14 protein-coding genes are annotated in these 17,141 nt (G+C 46.9%); 6 read left to right on the top strand and 8 right to left on the bottom strand.

What is annotated here, in order from left to right; translation table 11 throughout:
- Nucleotides 1-6: 6 nt before the first annotated feature.
- The 3 genes from galK to galE all read right to left on the bottom strand — a co-directional run bounded on the left by galK (nucleotide 7) and on the right by galE (nucleotide 3,431).
- Nucleotides 7-1,167 (bottom strand): galactokinase, encoded by a 1,161-nt coding sequence (gene galK / locus ACF8CV_RS19015; RefSeq protein WP_080534879.1) that lies wholly within the window; start codon nucleotides 1,165-1,167, stop codon nucleotides 7-9.
- 109 nt (nucleotides 1,168-1,276) lie between these two features.
- A complete protein-coding gene (locus ACF8CV_RS19010) occupies nucleotides 1,277-2,329 on the bottom strand; it encodes a UDP-glucose--hexose-1-phosphate uridylyltransferase (protein ID WP_069548492.1) in 1,053 nt (350 codons plus the stop codon).
- Between the two features lie 82 nt (nucleotides 2,330-2,411).
- Nucleotides 2,412-3,431: a UDP-glucose 4-epimerase GalE gene (galE, locus tag ACF8CV_RS19005; RefSeq protein ID WP_053315139.1), complete on the bottom strand. Its 1,020-nt coding sequence runs from the start codon at nucleotides 3,429-3,431 to the stop codon at nucleotides 2,412-2,414.
- 379 nt (nucleotides 3,432-3,810) lie between these two features.
- Here galE and ebgR point away from each other — a divergent pair, with 379 nt between their 5' ends.
- The 4 genes from ebgR to ACF8CV_RS18985 all read left to right on the top strand — a co-directional run bounded on the left by ebgR (nucleotide 3,811) and on the right by ACF8CV_RS18985 (nucleotide 10,211).
- Nucleotides 3,811-4,797 (top strand): transcriptional regulator EbgR, encoded by a 987-nt coding sequence (gene ebgR, locus ACF8CV_RS19000; protein ID WP_140070140.1) that lies wholly within the window; start codon nucleotides 3,811-3,813, stop codon nucleotides 4,795-4,797.
- A gap of 347 nt (nucleotides 4,798-5,144) precedes the next feature.
- Nucleotides 5,145-8,243 (top strand): beta-galactosidase subunit alpha, encoded by a 3,099-nt coding sequence (ebgA, locus tag ACF8CV_RS18995; RefSeq protein ID WP_140278355.1) that lies wholly within the window; start codon nucleotides 5,145-5,147, stop codon nucleotides 8,241-8,243.
- Between the two features lie 3 nt (nucleotides 8,244-8,246).
- Entirely contained in the window at nucleotides 8,247-8,699 is a 453-nt protein-coding gene (locus ACF8CV_RS18990) for a beta-galactosidase subunit beta (RefSeq protein WP_025605201.1), read from the top strand.
- 78 nt (nucleotides 8,700-8,777) lie between these two features.
- The gene (locus ACF8CV_RS18985; protein WP_005456559.1) at nucleotides 8,778-10,211 is read left to right on the top strand and encodes an amino acid permease; all 1,434 of its coding nucleotides are present in this window, start codon (nucleotides 8,778-8,780) and stop codon (nucleotides 10,209-10,211) included.
- Nucleotides 10,212-10,259: 48 nt separating this feature from the next.
- Here the strand turns inward: ACF8CV_RS18985 and ACF8CV_RS18980 are convergent, their stop codons facing one another.
- Nucleotides 10,260-11,180 (bottom strand): LysR family transcriptional regulator, encoded by a 921-nt coding sequence (locus tag ACF8CV_RS18980; protein WP_079882698.1) that lies wholly within the window; start codon nucleotides 11,178-11,180, stop codon nucleotides 10,260-10,262.
- A gap of 112 nt (nucleotides 11,181-11,292) precedes the next feature.
- Here ACF8CV_RS18980 and chrA point away from each other — a divergent pair, with 112 nt between their 5' ends.
- A complete protein-coding gene (chrA, locus tag ACF8CV_RS18975) occupies nucleotides 11,293-12,432 on the top strand; it encodes a chromate efflux transporter (protein WP_392416495.1) in 1,140 nt (379 codons plus the stop codon).
- A gap of 101 nt (nucleotides 12,433-12,533) precedes the next feature.
- Nucleotides 12,534-13,637, top strand: coding sequence for a phosphatase PAP2 family protein (locus tag ACF8CV_RS18970; RefSeq protein WP_169602421.1), 1,104 nt, complete (start codon nucleotides 12,534-12,536; stop codon nucleotides 13,635-13,637).
- A 106-nt stretch (nucleotides 13,638-13,743) separates the two neighbouring features.
- Here ACF8CV_RS18970 and ACF8CV_RS18965 read toward each other — a convergent pair whose 3' ends face one another.
- The 4 genes from ACF8CV_RS18965 to ACF8CV_RS18950 form a co-directional block, all read right to left on the bottom strand.
- Nucleotides 13,744-14,451: an OmpA family protein gene (locus ACF8CV_RS18965; protein ID WP_169602423.1), complete on the bottom strand. Its 708-nt coding sequence runs from the start codon at nucleotides 14,449-14,451 to the stop codon at nucleotides 13,744-13,746.
- A gap of 5 nt (nucleotides 14,452-14,456) precedes the next feature.
- Nucleotides 14,457-15,929 (bottom strand): pilus assembly protein, encoded by a 1,473-nt coding sequence (locus ACF8CV_RS18960; protein ID WP_138938284.1) that lies wholly within the window; start codon nucleotides 15,927-15,929, stop codon nucleotides 14,457-14,459.
- Nucleotides 15,930-16,015: 86 nt separating this feature from the next.
- Nucleotides 16,016-16,537, bottom strand: a complete 522-nt coding sequence (gene tadF, locus ACF8CV_RS18955) for a tight adherence pilus pseudopilin TadF (protein WP_138938285.1) — start codon at nucleotides 16,535-16,537, stop codon at nucleotides 16,016-16,018.
- A gap of 2 nt (nucleotides 16,538-16,539) precedes the next feature.
- Nucleotides 16,540-17,094, bottom strand: a complete 555-nt coding sequence (locus ACF8CV_RS18950; protein ID WP_082063947.1) for a TadE family protein — start codon at nucleotides 17,092-17,094, stop codon at nucleotides 16,540-16,542.
- Between the last annotated feature and the right edge of the window lie 47 nt (nucleotides 17,095-17,141).

Raw genomic sequence — 17,141 nt, 5'->3', positions numbered from 1 at the left:
CATTCCTTACAGCACTTCAACCAAACCCGCACCATTTTTGGCTTGGCAAACATAAATCGACTCTTTTAAGCCCGTAGCTGCTTGGTACTTCGCTTCAACTACCGCTTTCACGTCATCAACCAGTGCTGGCGGTACAAGTGCCACGATGCAACCACCAAAGCCACCGCCGGTCATGCGCACGCCGCCTTGATCGCCGATCACCTCTTTGACTATCTCCACCAGCGTATCGATTTCTTTTACCGTGATTTCGAAATCATCGCGCATCGAGGCATGAGACTCGGCCATCAGCTCGCCCATACGCTTCATGTCGTGTGCTCGTAGCGCTTGCGCTGCTTCCACAGTACGATCGTTTTCTGTGATGACATGACGGGCACGTTTTGCCACCATTTCATCCAGCTCAGCGACTTTCTCGTTGAACTGCTCAATCGTCACATCACGCAAAGCTTTCACACCGAAAATACGCGCCGCTTCTTCACATTGCTGACGACGAGTGTTGTATTCACTGTCGACCAAACCACGTTTTTTATTCGAGTTGATGATCACGACTGCCATCTCTTCTGGCATTGAGACTGCTTCAGTTTCAAGGCTACGGCAATCTAATAGCATCGCATGATTTTCACGCCCTTCCGCTGAAATCATTTGATCCATGATGCCGCAGTTGCAACCGACGAATTCATTCTCTGCTTGCTGACCGTTTAAGGCGATTTCGGCTTGGCTGATTTCAAGGTTAAACAGCACTTTAAACGTTTGACCGATCACCACTTCCAATGCCGCCGATGAGCTCAAACCCGCGCCTTGAGGTACGTTGCCGCTGACTGAAATATCCGCCCCAGTAAACTGGTAGCCACGCGCCAGAAGACACTTCACCACGCCGCGAATGTAGTTCGCCCACATTTTATCTTGCTGGAAGGTAATGGCTTGCGTGATATCGAACTCGTCCACTGCGTTGCCATAATCGACCGAAACCACACGCACGATATTGTCTTCACGCTTTGCCGCCGCCACGACCGTTTGGTAGTTAATGGCACACGGTAGGACAAAACCATCGTTGTAATCGGTGTGCTCACCAATCAAGTTCACACGACCAGGCGCTTGAATAATATGGCTAGGTGCGTAGCCCAACACTTGCTCAAATGACGCTTTCACATTTTGGATAAGTTCAGACATAGGGACGTTCTCTTAAAATAGTAATTTGTGTGGGATAGCGCATTGAGCCTAACTTTCTATCTGTAAAGTCGCGCTATCCCGTTATTCGTAATCAGTCCAATTTAAAGACTTAGCATTCTTTGTAGTGGACATCACTCACATCACGCAGACGCTGCGCCGCTTGCTCTGCGGTCAGGTCACGTTGGCTTTCTGCCAGCATTTCGTAGCCCACCATGAACTTACGAACCGTGGCACTGCGCAGTAGTGGCGGATAAAAAAGTGCATGAAGCTGCCAATGGTCGATGTCTGTGCCTTCGTCAAAAAACGGCGCGTAGTGCCAGCCCATCGAGTAAGGGAAAGAGCATTGGAATAAATTGTCGTAACGGCTGGTCAGCTTCTTGATCGCTCGCGCTAAATCGTCTCGTTGCTCATCGCTGAGTTCGCTCATGCGACGAATGTGCGTTTTCGGCAACAACATGGTTTCGAACGGCCAAGCAGCCCAGTAAGGCACCACCGCCAGCCAGTGTTCGGTTTCCAACACAATACGTGAACCGTCTTTGAGTTCCGCTTGTACGTAATCCACCAGCAAGTTGCTGCCGTGTTCTTGGTAGTAGGCTTTTAGGTTGTGCTCTTTACGCTCGATTTCATTTGGTAAGAAGCTGTTCGCCCAGATTTGACCGTGCGGATGAGGCTGAGAACAGCCCATGGTTTCACCTTTGTTTTCGAACGCCTGAACCCAAACGTACTCTTTGCCGAGCTCTTCAATTTGTTCGTTCCATGTATCTATCACGCCACGAATTTTATCCACTGGCAGCTCCGGTAAGGTTTTGCTGTGATCTGGCGAGAAGCAAATCACTCGGCTCAAACCACGCACACCTTGCGTTTTGAATAGCGGGTTGTTTGACTCCGGTGCATCTGGTGAATCCACCATCAGCGCAGCAAAATCGTTATTGAACACATAGGTGCCTTGGTAGTCTGGATTAACATCGCCAGAGATACGTTCGTTGGTTGGACAAAGGAAACATTTACCGTCATAGCTTGGTAGCTCATCCAATGCGGGCTTTTCATCTGCGCCGCTCCAAGGGCGTTTAGCACGGTGAGGTGAAACCAAAATCCATTGCCCAGTCAGAGGGTTGTAACGGCGGTGTGGATGATCCACTGGGTTAAATTCGACATTCGACATGTTACTTACTCAACTCTTTAAAATTCTTCAAACTCAGCTTCCCAAAACCGTGAGAAGCGCAGATGGCAACGCGCGACTACAATTACTCTGGGGAATAGCCACTAGGGTTATTTGACTGCCAGTGCCACGTATCGGCAGTCATTTCAGCTACCGTGCGTGTTGCTTTCCAGCCTAGTTCACGCTCAGCTTTTTCCGTGCTTGCCCAACATTCAGCAATATCCCCAAGACGACGCGGGCATAACTCGTAAGGCACTGGTTTACCGCAAGCGGCCGCGAACGCATCCACCATCTCAAGTACGCTCGAGCCTTTACCTGTACCTAAGTTGTAAATGTGCAAACCCGATTTCTCACCCACCGATTTCAATGCGGCGATGTGGCCGTCGGCCAGATCCATCACATGGATGTAATCACGCACGCCAGTGCCGTCAGGGGTTGGATAGTCGTTACCGAATACCGCGAGTTTTTCTCGGCGACCAACAGCGACTTGAGCGATAAATGGCATCAGGTTATTGGGAATGCCTTGTGGGTCTTCCCCCATGCAGCCCGATGGGTGCGCGCCAACTGGGTTGAAGTAACGCAGTAAGGTGATGCTCCAGTCGTTTTCAGCATGGAACAGATCGCTTAAGCACTGCTCCACCATATATTTGCTGCGTCCGTATGGGTTGGTGGTTGCGCCTGTTGGTGAATCTTCCGTAATCGGCACTATTTCAGGGTCACCGTAAACCGTTGCCGATGAACTGAATACGATGCTTTTCACGCCCGCTTTACGCATGCTGCGCGCTAACACCAATGAGCCATTGACGTTGTTGTCGTAGTACTCAAGTGGTTTTGCCACCGATTCGCCAACCGCTTTGAGGCCAGCAAAGTGGATCACGGCTTGGATGTCGTGCTGCGCGAATACCGTATCCAAAAAGGCTTCGTCACGGATGTCACCTTGGTGGAACTCAGGCTGTTTGCCAGTCAGCGCTTCAATACGGTTTAACACTTCCAGTTTGGCGTTACACAAGTTATCAACGATGATAGGTTCTATTCCCGCTTCAATCATCTGAACGCAAGTGTGACTACCGATATATCCCATACCGCCTGTGACAAGAACTTTCACTTTTGCTTCTCCACGTTTGCTGCTTTCTGTTCATACCTCACTCTGATGCGCTAAAAGCCAATCGCCATTGCATCGAATCAGTACGCCCATTTCTTAACTGGCTAAAAGTCTAGCAACCAATCTCGATCCAGATCCGTGATCGAATTCAAATTGTGTAAACGTTTCCACAAAATTGCACGAAAGCCTTATTTTAGATGCAGACTTTAGTTAAATTAAACCGGGAAGATGATGAGCAGTGAAGATGAGTCGAGCAGATACCGCTCTCTTTCGTGGAACGCACGATTTTACTAAAAGTTTGTGCATCCCTAAGTAGCTGTTTACAATAGCCAGATTATTGAGTTCTCACTTGGACTGTGAGCAATGCCAACGGGAAATGTACATGGCAACACTAAAAGATATCGCCACTGAAGCGGGCGTCTCACTTGCAACCGTATCGAGAGTTTTGAATGACGATCCGACGTTGAGCGTTAAAGAAGAAACCAAACGCCGCATTTTAGAAATCGCAGAAAAGCTGGAGTACCGCACCAGCAGCTCGAAGAAAGCCACCAAAGAAGCCAAGCAAAAACATCACTTTTTGGCCTTGTACAATTACAAACAAGAAGCAGAAGTGAATGACCCGTACTACTTGTCGATTCGTCATGGGATTGAAACTCAATGCGATAAACTCGGCATTACGCTAACCAATTGCTACAACAGCGAAATTGATGTTGAAACGCAAAAGATCACGGGAGTCCTTTTAGTCGGGAAAGTCGACCAAAAGGTAGTCAATAAGTTACCTAAACGCTTAGCCGATAGCATCTGTTACATCGACTTTTCAGATCCAACTAGCCCTTACGATTGCGTTGATATCGACCTTGTAAGAATCAGCAAGCAAGTGGTTGATTTCTTTGTGCAACAAGGCTACGAGCGCATCGGATTTATTGGTGGACAAGACGAGCCCAACACCGCAGACATTCGTGAAAATGCGTTTGTGGACTACGGCAGTCTAAAAGGTGTGGTTTCTGAAGACGACATTTATCGTGGCGATTTCTCTAGCTTGTCCGGTTATGACTTAGCGAAAGAGATGCTGGCCAAAGGCAATTTCCCAAAAGCGATGTTCATTGCTTCGGACTCCATTGCGATTGGTGTGTTACGAGCAGTGCATGAGTTTGGTTTAAACATTCCTGATGATATTGCGCTGATCAGCGTGAACGACATTCCTACCGCGCGTTTTACCTTCCCTCCTCTATCTACCGTTCGTATTCATTCTGAAATGATGGGTATTCAAGGCGTGAACTTGTTAGTAGAAAAATACCGTGACGGACGCGCACTGCCCCTTCAAGTGTACGTTCCAAGCAAGCTCAAGCTACGCGGCACAACTCGATAAAAACACCCTCAAAACTGCTCAAATAAGGCACTGAATTTTCAGTGCTTTTTTATTTCTTCTTTTATTTTCTACCGAATTTTTACTGTTTTTACTTTCCAAAACAATCTAGAACGCATTCCTTTACGCTGATCACATCTTGCTCAACATTGGTCATTTAAAACGTGACCAAGTTAAAGTAAAACGTTTTCACTAATTTATTTTAGTAAAACTTTTACTAATATCTTTCTCAGATTATTCATAAGCATTTTTCACAATACATCGGCCGTTGTTTTTGCACTGATGTTGAGCCGCGATGGAACCAATCCGCACTCCAACATAAGCGCACCAAGCCGAGGGGAGATCAAAACGTGAACAATTGGGAAAACTTCCAACACTTACACGAGAATCGTATGGCACCGCGTGCGTACTTTTTCTCCTACGACTCTGTTCAGAGCGCACAAACCTTTCAACGTGAACTGAGTCGCCGCTTTATGTTGCTCAGCGGCCAATGGACATTCCGTTATTTCACCAACCCAATGTTGGTACCTGATGAGTTTTACTCACAAACAATGAATGACTGGGGACACATTACCGTCCCAAACATGTGGCAAATGGAAGGCCACGGCGATCTGCAATACACCGATGAGGGCTTCCCATTCCCGATCGACGTCCCGTTTGTACCAACCGACAACCCAACGGGCGCTTATCAACGCACATTTACACTTGGTCCACAGTGGGATAACCAACAAACCATCATCAAGTTCGACGGCGTGGAAACCTACTTTGAAGTGTACGTAAACGGCGAGTACGTCGGCTTTAGCAAAGGCAGCCGACTCACAGCGGAATTCGACATTTCCAAGTTCGTCCAACAAGGCGAAAACTTACTCTCTGTACGCGTGATGCAGTGGGCCGATTCCACTTACATTGAAGACCAAGACATGTGGTGGACGGCGGGGATCTTCCGTGATGTTTATCTAATCGGAAAAGAGAACGTTCACGTCCAAGATCTCACCATTCACACCGATTTCGCCGACGATTACCAAAGTGCGACGCTCAGTGCTCAAATCGAATTGGAAAATCTTTCTACCGCTATCGCGTCTGGCTACACGCTGGAATACGCGCTGCATGACAAAGGCACTGTCGTAGCCAGTGGTCAATGCGATTCACTGACCATCCAAAACCACCACTCAACAAGCTTTGCGATTGATATGGTGAGCCCAACACATTGGACGGCTGAAAATCCTTACCTTTACCACTTGTTCATTACCTTAAAAGATCACCAAGGCAACGTAGTGGAAGTGATCCCACAACGCGTGGGTTTCCGTGACATCAAAGTGCGCGATGGCCTGTTTTACATCAACAATCAATACGTGATGCTGCATGGTGTAAACCGTCATGACAACGACCACCTAAAAGGTCGCGCAGTGGGCATGGACCGCGTGGAAAAAGATCTGATTTTGATGAAGCAACACAACATCAACTCGGTTCGCACCGCACACTACCCGAACGACCCACGCTTCTACGAGCTGTGTGATATTTACGGCCTGTTTGTGATGGCAGAAACCGATGTGGAAACCCACGGCTTTGCCAACGTTGGCGACCTGAGCCGTATCACCAATGATCCAGCATGGGAAGCGGTGTTTGTTGATCGCGCAGTGCGCCATGTGCACGCACAGAAAAACCACCCTTCTATCATCATGTGGTCACTCGGTAACGAATCGGGTTATGGCTGTAACATCCGTGCGATGTATACCGCGACCAAAGCAATTGATGACACCCGTTTGGTTCACTACGAAGAAGACCGCGATGCTGAAGTCGTCGATGTGATTTCGACGATGTACTCACGCGCTCAACTGATGAATTACTTTGGCGAACACCCACACGAGAAGCCACGCATCATCTGCGAATACGCACACGCGATGGGGAACGGGCCGGGTGGTTTAACCGAATACCAAAACGTGTTCTATGCGCACGACCACATTCAAGGTCACTACGTTTGGGAATGGTGTGATCACGGCATTCTAGCGCGTGATGAGCACGGCCAAGAGTTCTACAAATACGGCGGCGATTATGGCGACTACCCAAACAACTACAACTTCTGCATGGATGGTCTGATTTACCCAGATCAAACCCCGGGCCCTGGCCTGAAAGAATACAAACAAGTCATTGCACCGGTGAAAATCCGCGCCGTTGAAGGTTGCCATGACCGCTTTATCGTTGAGAACAAATTGTGGTTCACCAACCTCGATGATTACACCATTACTGCTGACGTGCGTGCCGAAGGTGAAACCCTGCGTAGCGTGCAATTCAAAGTCGAAGCTTTGGTCGCCAACAGCGAACGTAAAGTGACCATCGACTTGCCAGAATTGGATGAGCGCGAAGCCTTTGTTAACTTCACCGTACGCAAAGACAGTCGCACGCTTTACAGCGAAGCCAACCATGAAATTGCGGTGTATCAGTTCCAACTGAAAAACAACTCCGCGACGTTGCCTGCGCTGGTCAACCACAATATTCAACCCTTGGTGCTTGAAGAAAGCCGCCTAGAGCACGTGATCACAGGTCATAACTTCACGCTCACTTTCTCGAAAGTAAACGGCAAACTGACCTCATGGCGTGTGAATGGTGAAGAGTTGATTCAATCAGAGCCAAGATTGAACTTCTTCAAACCAATGATTGATAACCACAAACAAGAGTACGAAGGGTTGTGGCACCCTGCGCATCTGCAAATCATGCAGGAACACTTCCGCACGCTGAGCGTGGAAGCGAGCGAAGATGCCATCCTGATCACCACCAGCAGCATTGTTGCGCCACCTGTGTTCGATTTTGGCATGCGTTGTACCTACCGCTACCAAATCAACGCGCAAGGCCATTTAAATGTGGAACTGAGTGGCGAGCGCTACGGCGACTACCCTCACGTGATTCCGGTCATCGGCTTGGATTTGGGCATCAACGGCAGCTTTGACCAAGTGAGCTACTACGGTCGCGGCCCTGAAGAGAACTATCAAGACAGCCGCCAAGCCAACATCATCGATCTGTACCACACCAACGTGGCGGACATGTTCGAGAACTACCCGTTCCCGCAAAACAATGGCAACCGCCAACACGTGCGATGGGCCTCACTCACCAACCGTCGTGGCACAGGGTTATTGGTGAAACCTCAGCAAGAAATCAACTTCAGCGCGTGGTTCTACACCAACCAAAATCTGCATGAAGCACAACATACGATCGAGCTAGAAAAGAGTGGCTACATCACCCTTAACCTTGACCATCAAGTGATGGGGTTAGGCTCGAACTCATGGGGCAGCGAAGTGCTCGACTCTTACCGCGTGTACATAGACGAATTCCGTTACGGTTTGACGCTGATGCCACTGCAAGCAGGCGATTGCAACGCACAAGTGATGGCAAACCATGATTTCGACAACGCGTTTTTCACTCAAACCAATACTCAACCAGTCAACGAGGCGTAACCCATGATCGTGTTAGACAGCTTAGAGCAATTCAAACAGGTATATCGCAACGGTCGTAAATGGAACCGCTGTGTGGAAGCCATTGGCAACATCGGCAACATCAAAGATGGCGTGATGCACTCGATTGGCGATTCACTGGTTTACATGGTTGAAGATGGCCTCGCGAAACAAACCGAAACGTTCATCGGTAACCGTCGTTACTTCGATGTGCATTACTACCTCGAAGGCCGAGAAACCGTTGAGTTCGCGGATAAAACCGCTTTGACACTAGAACAAGCTTATCGTGATGAAACCGACCGCGAATTTTTTTCTGGTCAGGGTGAAACACGTGAGCTTTGCGAAGGCCAAGTGGCGATTTTTGAAAACAGTGAAGCGTACCGCTTCCATGGAGACAACCGCGTAAGAAAAGTGGTGCTCAAAGTGACCATTGAAGATGGCTACTTCCTAAATAAATAAAACAAGAGAAGGGCTGTGGTCACAGCATTACAAGCCCTTCCTCCCTACAATTCCAACGTGATTCACCGGAGATAGAACATGTCTGAATCCAAACGTAATACGATAGGCAAATTCGGGTTGTTGTCCCTCACCTTTGCTGCAGTATTTAGCTTTAATAACGTAATCAATAACAACATCGAGATCGGTCTAGCGTCTGCGCCAATGTTCTTTCTGGCGACCATTTTTTATTTCATCCCTTTCTGTTTGATCATCGCAGAATTCGTATCTCTGAATAAAGATTCTGAAGCGGGGGTCTACGCATGGGTAAAAAGCTCACTTGGCGGTCGCTGGGCGTTTATCTCTGCCTACACTTACTGGTTCGTTAACCTATTCTTCTTCACGTCCTTGCTGCCGCGTGTTATCGCTTATGCGTCTTACGCGTTCTTGGGCTATGAATACATTCTGACGCCATTCACCACTACCGTGCTCAGTATGATTTTGTTTGCGTTTGCGACCTACGTATCGACAAACGGCGCGAAAATGTTGGGGCCAATTACGTCGGTGACCTCCTCCCTCATGCTGCTACTGACAATGTCGTACATTTTACTGGCTGGCGCTGCGTTGATCGGCGGCGTAGAACCGGCTGATCCAATTACCGTAGAAGCGATGATCCCTGATTTCAGCTGGGCATTTTTAGGCATTACTACATGGATCTTTATGGCGGCAGGCGGTGCGGAATCGGTCGCGGTTTACGTAAACGATGTGAAAGGCGGCTCGAAATCGTTTGTTAAAGTCATCATCATCGCAGGTATCTTTATCGGTGTGCTTTACTCAGTCGCGTCTGTTTTGATTAACGTGTTTGTTCCTAGCGAAACCCTAAAATACACGGGCGGATCGGTTCAAGTATTTGAAGGTTTGGCTGCGTACTTTGGTTTGCCAGAAATATTGATGAACCGCTTCGTAGGCTTGGTATCCTTCACTGCTATGTTTGGATCTCTACTGATGTGGACGGCAACGCCAGTGAAAATCTTCTTCTCTGAGATTCCAGAAGGCATTTTTGGTAAGAAAACCGTAGAGCTGAACGAAAACGGCGTACCAGCTCGCGCAGCTTGGTATCAGTTCCTTATCGTTATTCCATTGATGATCATCCCAACATTAGGTTCTAACACCGCTCAAGATCTGATGAACACCGTGATCAACATGACGGCAGCCGCCTCGATGCTGCCACCGCTGTTCATCATGTTGGCGTACCTGAATCTGCGCTTGAAACTGGATCACGTCGAGCGTGATTTCAAAATGGGCTCACGCAAAATGGGCATTGCTACCGTATCGGTACTGATCGCTATCTTTACGGTTGGTTTCTTAGCATCGACCTTCCCTACTGGGGCCGACATCATGACCATCATTTTCTACAACGTTGGCGGTATCGTGATTTTCCTTGGCTTTGCTTGGTGGAAGTACAGCCAATACGAAAAATCATTAAATCAGGAAGAGCGTATAAAAGAAGCCGCGCCAGCTTCGCAAGCGGTATAACACAGACTCTCAATGACAAACATTCTGGGCACCCTTTGGTGCCCTTTTTTATATGTGAGAGGTGATGGTCGAAGAAACCAACTCGCGTAGCCAAATGCCTTTATCTTCATTGTTTCGGCTGGAATGCCACAGCATGGCAATATCAAAATCCGCAACGGCGATCGGCGGCTTAACAGTAATGAGATCGTCCGAAAAGCCCTCCGCCAACGCCATTTTTTCTGGCACGATGGCAATGAGATCGCGCTTTTTCAATAAATGCCGAATAGTGAGAAAGTTGCGCGACGCCACGGTGACTTTACGGCTCAAGCCATGTTCTGCGAGCTTTTGGTCTACTTGTGTCTTTAAGCTCCCATCGGGACTTACCAGAGCTTGCTCTATGTTCGCGAACGCTTCCAGAGACAGCTGTATTTCCCCTTTCAATACCTGTTTATCACACATACACACGTGTTTTTCCGTGTACAAGTACAAGCTCTCAAAGTTGTCATCTAACACCGGCATGCTGCCAATAATGACATCGAGCTTTTCGTGCTCAGTTAATGCCACGTAGTTGCTACGATTGACGTTAATAAAACTGATCTGGGCCTCTGGTGCGCGCTGGCGTATTTCGTCATAAAGCCGAGGAGCAAAAATAAACTCGGCATAATCCGTTAACCCAATGCGACATACACCCGCGTAATTTTCAGGTTGGAAGGCAGACTTAGTGAGCAAGTCTTTGGCGATAGAGTCCAGCAAATGATGCACGGTTGGCGCGATGTGGTGAGCGTGCTCGGTGGGCTCCATCTTATGTCCTTTTCGCTCAAAAAGCGGGTCGTCAAACAACAACCTTAAACGAGACAAACTATGACTCATCGCCGACTGGCTAACGTAACTTTTCTCTGCAGCGACGCTAACGCTTCGATGTCGATACAAGTAGGAAAACGTCACCAATAAGTTCAAGTCAATGTTGCGCCACTGAATGTCCTCTTTCACCTCAACACCTTCATCCCATTTCATTCATAAATGAAATTAAATCTATCAATTTGAGTCATTTTAGAGCATCCGATAAATTAGCAACAATGCTTTTTAGATAAACAGGCTCAACATGTTCACCATCTTCAAAACTTTTTTCTGGCTGGGTTGGTTCAGCTTCGGCGGCCCTGCGGCTCATATTGGTTATTTTCGCCAAACCTTTGTTGAGAAACTGAAATGGCTTGATGACAGCGAGTACGCGCAAATTGTCGCGCTCAGTCAGTTTTTGCCGGGACCGGGATCAAGCCAAGTCGGCTTTGCATTGGGTTATAAACGCGGCGGTTTAGGTGGCGCATGCGCAGCATTTGTCGGATTCACGCTTCCTTCGGTGATCATCATGTTGGCGCTGGCGATGGTGAGCAGCCAAATCACCGACACCGCAGTGTTCCAAAACATCGTTCACGGCCTAAAACTGCTCGCAGTCGTCGTCGTGGCGGATGCGACTTGGGGCATGTACAAAAACTTCTGCCAAAGCAAACTGACCGCGGGTTTGTGCGTCGCGACTGCGATTGCGTTGCTGGTGGCACCAAGCATCATGACGCAAATGTTCGTGTTGCTCGCAGCAGGTTTTGTCGGTACGCGATATCTGAAGAAAGACTCCGCGCCATCAGCCGAGCCGTTTAAACCGTCTATCGCGCCATTGGCTCTATTTGCGGTGCTTTTACTCGGCTTACCGTTAGTAGCTCATACGTTGCCTTTGCTTGGGCTGTTTAGTGATTTTTTCCAAGCTGGTAGCTTAGTGTTTGGTGGCGGTCATGTAGTGCTGCCGCTTCTGCAAAACATTGTTGGCGACCAGCTCAGCCAAGATGCATTTTTAACAGGCTACGCCGCTGCACAAGCTGTACCGGGGCCAATGTTCACCTTTGCGACTTTTATTGGTTATGAGCTTTCGGATACGCCAATTTTAGGCGCGCTGATCGCAACGCTTGGCGTATTCCTCCCAGGGTTTCTTTTACTGCTTGGCGTTCTTAAAAACTGGCAAGCACTGGCAGGTAAACCGCTGGTCTCCGGCGCCATCAACGGTGTCAATGCCTCGGTAGTAGGGTTACTACTCGCGGCACTTTACCAGCCAGTATTTAGCAGCGCAGTTGTTGCTCCCATCGACATGGCGTTAGTGGTTGCGAGTTACTATCTACACAAAAAGCTCAACCTTTCGGTGCTGTGGATGATCGTGTTTTTTGTGGCGGCAGGCCTTGTCACGAGCATGATTTAAAAATCTTAAACGACAAACTCTTAACGGGCACTTAAATACAAATGCCCGTTTTCTCAGCTAAACTTATACCTCTAATAAAAAATAAGAAGATGGGAGCATCGATGGAACAAGAGAATAATTACGAGCTCAACCTCAGTTGGCAGCAAAAAACGTCATCTTGGATAAAATCAGTAAAGGATGAACTGAGTACTGATATCATTTTTTATCTATACAGTTTCGGATCTACTGCCATTATTTACTTTTGCTCTTGGTACCTTGATTCCCCTATCAATTACTCATTTTCTACTTATTACCACCTCTTCACAGTTACGACTTGCGCCGCTATTTTAGGGGCAGGTATGTATTATTATTTCTATTTACTGGTCCAACGAGAAAAGCGTCCTTTGAATCATTTTAAGAAAAAAGTTCATCAACTATTTTTCCCTCTATACCGAACCATCTCTATTTTTTTATCGTTGCTCGCTATCAATTTTATTGTAACTAACCATACGTTTCTGAAATCGCTTATCCCACTCATAAATCCATTCAAATGGGATCATACCTTTGCTGAGCTTGATAGGCTGCTTCATTTTGGCGTTGCACCATGGGAATTGACTCATAGCTTGTTCTCTAGCCCGTGGGCTTCACTTAGTATCAATTTTGCTTACAACCTATGGTTTTTTCTAATGTGGGGGAGCGCATTCTTTTTTTGCATCTATTACAAACTTCCATTATTGAGATTGCAATTTCTGCTCACATTCGCACTGCTATGGATGATAAATAGTATATGGTTCGCTACCTTATTTTCTTCTGCAGGCCCTTGCTATATGGAACTTTTGACCGGTGACGCTCAGTACGCACCGTTGATGAAATTACTCACCGCTCAAAGTCTGTATCTGGAGAACATTGGCGCATCCCCTTTATGGTCTTTGTCGACACAAGACTACCTGTGGCATGAATACCTAGAGAATGCCAATAGTTTTGGCTCTGGTATTTCCGCGATGCCGAGTATGCACGTATCTATGTCTGTATTGATGGCGTTGTCCATTTGCAGACTGAATAAAAAGCTCGGTTACTTTGCTTACGCTTTTGCTATCCTGATACAAATCGGCTCGGTACATTTAGGTTGGCATTACGCCATTGATGGCTATGTGGGGACGCTGTTAACTGTTTTATTGTGGAAGATAGTTGGTTGGTTCATCAAACGCAATACCATGGCGGTTTGAGATTGATCCCCAAAGCGCCAGTTCTAATAGAAGTATGTGTTGAAGTAAGGAAAAAACTCCCCCCCCCCGTGTAGAAGCACGGGGGGGGGGGGGGGTAATATAGCGGTTATGGGATAGCTTTATGGCTTGGTGACTCTCGCTCTTCAGCTGGTATGTAGACATCCGCTCGGCGGTTTTTAGAGCGTCCTTGGGGGGTTTCATTGCTAGCAATCGGTTCAGATTCACCAAATGACTTCAGCTCTGTATTTTCCCGTTTCACCCCATATTTCACCAATTCATTGGCGGTGCTGTGCGCGCGGTTCAAGCCAAGCTCTTGGTTGTAAGTATCGGTACCGATCCAGTCAGTATGCCCTTCAACCGTCACTCGATAATTACTTAGAGCCAATTGACGCGCCACACTGCTTAACACATCTCTAGCCAATGATGAAAGATTGAAACGATCAAAAGCAAAGTGAACCCGTGCAACCAGTTGTCCCTTGTCACCCACTTCACCACTAAATTGTGCAATACCTAAGTTTGAGATATAGGTTAAACATTCACTCGGATCGGTTAACAGTGATGATTTTTTCATCAGTGCCTGTTTAAGAGCTTGGTCATCGCTTTTTTCGGTCACTTGCAAAAAACCATTGCGATGTGTGCCAACGCCCGTCACTTCTCCGACTGTGATTGAATGCGAATATTCATAAAACGCAGTGGCGCAGTACTCTGTTAATGTTGAACTGATGTCGTTGGCATTGGCATTGGCATTGGCATTGGCATTTAACGTTGTAAAACCGACCACCAGCATTACTGCCATTACTTTTTTATTGGTCATATCTTTCACCCATATAGTCTCGATTCACCAGTACCACGAGATCCTTTTTGAATTAATTCTTCGATTTTTTTAATAAAATCTTCCGTTTCTGTTACATCAATAATGTCTTCATCTGGGTTCAGCACGCAATCTTGGAAGCCGCTTTGTGCCGATGCCTGAAAATCCACCCCAATTACGCCAATGTATAAGTAGCCCTTCGCTGATTCAAAGTGCGCTCGCGCTTTATCGCACATGCCTTGTTCAACAAGGTTTGGCAAAATATTTCCAAATGGGTCTTCCTCACCATCGCTGATCACGATCAGCATTTTCAGCCGCTCGTTATATTGTTCAATCTCATCCTCAGTACTTCCACTGGCGGGACGCCCTTTATCCATGGCTTGAAAACCACGCAATAAACCTTGATAAGCAGCCGTACCACCTCCGGCTCGCATTCCTTGCATTTCTGCAAGTTTACTTTTGTCCGCAGTAAGCGGAATAGTATAAAAGCCATTCTTGCCAGGGCTTGTTAAGCTATCTCTATAAAGGTTGTTGTTGTTGGAATCAAAATGGAAATTAATGTTCGGATCCGACACCTTATCGTTAAACATATCATTCACCGATGTAGCGTAATCAATGTAAACCGGCACCTCCAGATAGTTGCTGCTGCCATTTTGATCTAATACGTCGAGAACTCGTCGTGCTTGTTCTTTTTGCTGGCTATTACACCACCAACTCCACCAAGCGGCACAACGCTCTACATCTCTCTCAGAGGAACTAGCCCAAGCTGACCAGTCCACTTGTTCATAGGTTACCGATGAGACATTTGTTCTCACATCGTTTCTGTATCTGACTTGACTACTTGAAAAAAGAGAGCCCTGCATTTTCTCTTGTACCCTCAAGTTAAACGGCACAATCGCCACCCGATTGAGCACCTCGGTTTCACCGGTTCTCGGGACTAAAATACGGTCAGATATCTGCTCAACGGCTCCTTTTAGTAAGTTGATTTTGACTTTACCTTGCCACTTCCAATTCATTGAGCCCGAAAAGTCACTCACTAAAACCAAGTCAATGATTTTGTCACCCAAATAGTACGGATACTTCGCTGCAACGGCTTGTCCTGCCAGTTTCTCCTGCGCTTTAAATGAGGGGATCAAATTACTGGCAAACCAAGAATTATGGGTTGTGGTCACTTGTACTGAATATTGAATTTTTTCTAAGACTCCAGCGTCCTCATCCGGCTCTTGGTATGTTCTGAGCGTAGTAATATCGACATGGGAAATATCCCGCACATAATCTTGAATATATCGAGTAGCTAAGGCGTCCGCTTGGTTTGCTTTATCGTCAATCGTAATCGCCAACGCCGCACTTTGTGCAGCATCACGTAAACGGCTTGTCTCGTGAATATAACGAGTGCCCTCTACGGCAAAAAACGTGATACCAAGTACAGGGACAAGGCTAATTGCAAACCAAATGGCGGCAACCCCTTTTTGGTGACGCATGGACCGTCTTGCCAGTAGGACTCGACCTGTAGCTTTACTAAAATACGTTGAGCGACAAGACTGTGGCTTATTCATGAAACCCATTGTTACCTCCCCACCACAACAGAACTGGATGAGATTGTCATTGTGGACCCGCCGCTATTCCCCCAAAGCGTCGCGAACCAAGACGTTTCCTTTTGGCACAGCGTTACTTGGTAGAGAGGAAAGACGACGCTATTTTCAACTGGGACAAGATCAACTTTTTCATTCAACGCTACAGCATTACAGCCTAAGTTCTCGTATTCCGTACTTACAAACTGCTCCCAAACGGTTTTATTGTGCAATGCTTCTATCTTAATAGCGATACTATCGGGGCTAGTACCGAGCAAACGCGCTGCCAAAATTTGCATGTGGGAGGTATCAATTGCATTTAAATTCACTCTTTCATCGTAATACCGAGTGCGCTCTTTTAGTATGTTTACTAAGGCAAAACTACTGCGATCAAGTTTTGCTCTTGTCATCAATTTATCGCTCAGATCAGTCATAAAATAAAAAATGGTGACGATCGCTATAAGCACAAAGAAAAGCTCAATGGCGAAGGAGCCTTTTTGTCGGGAACGCAATTTCATGGTTATTCCTCCCAACCCTCGTGCTCTAAATTGATCAAAGTGCTTCTGACAATAGGCACAGTGGCACTAGAAAACACATTCAAAACCGGACGGTAATTGTACGTTAACGTAATCTCAGCAATCTGATAGCCCAAATCATCTTCCATCATTTCCGCATCTGAAAAGCTGCTATCTGCGATCAGATCCGGATAGGTTAAGTAGTACTTACCCGAAATACTAAAATTGTCCGCTGGAGTCAGCGCAGACCAAAGTGTTCCGCTCTCATTTAACGCTGCTCTCAATGTATTATTATAGCTGCTATAGTTACTCCCACCCTCAAATATCTTAGTATTTCGCACCGTCTCTCTTAAGGCATACTCAACCACACTCATTGTATAAATACGTAGTCCCATCTCAAACAACATCAGCAGTGAAATCGCTAGCACCAATGCACCGAGCGCAAACTCTACAGCCGTAACCCCTTGTATTTTTTTCCGTGAACGCCTTGATGATGACTTACTCTTAGATCGAGATTTAGCGGCTACATTTCTTTGAAATTGAGTCAATAATCGTTTCATATTGTCCACCCTAATTATCGGTGTCACTTTTGTGGCTTTCGCTGTAT

The sequence above is a fragment of the Vibrio sp. zbq_1 genome, assembly GCF_043102935.1.
GTDB classification, from domain to species: Bacteria; Pseudomonadota; Gammaproteobacteria; order Enterobacterales; family Vibrionaceae; genus Vibrio; species Vibrio parahaemolyticus.
The sequence above is the reverse complement of the archived record's forward strand: the minus strand, read 5'-3'. Positions and strand labels throughout refer to the sequence as shown.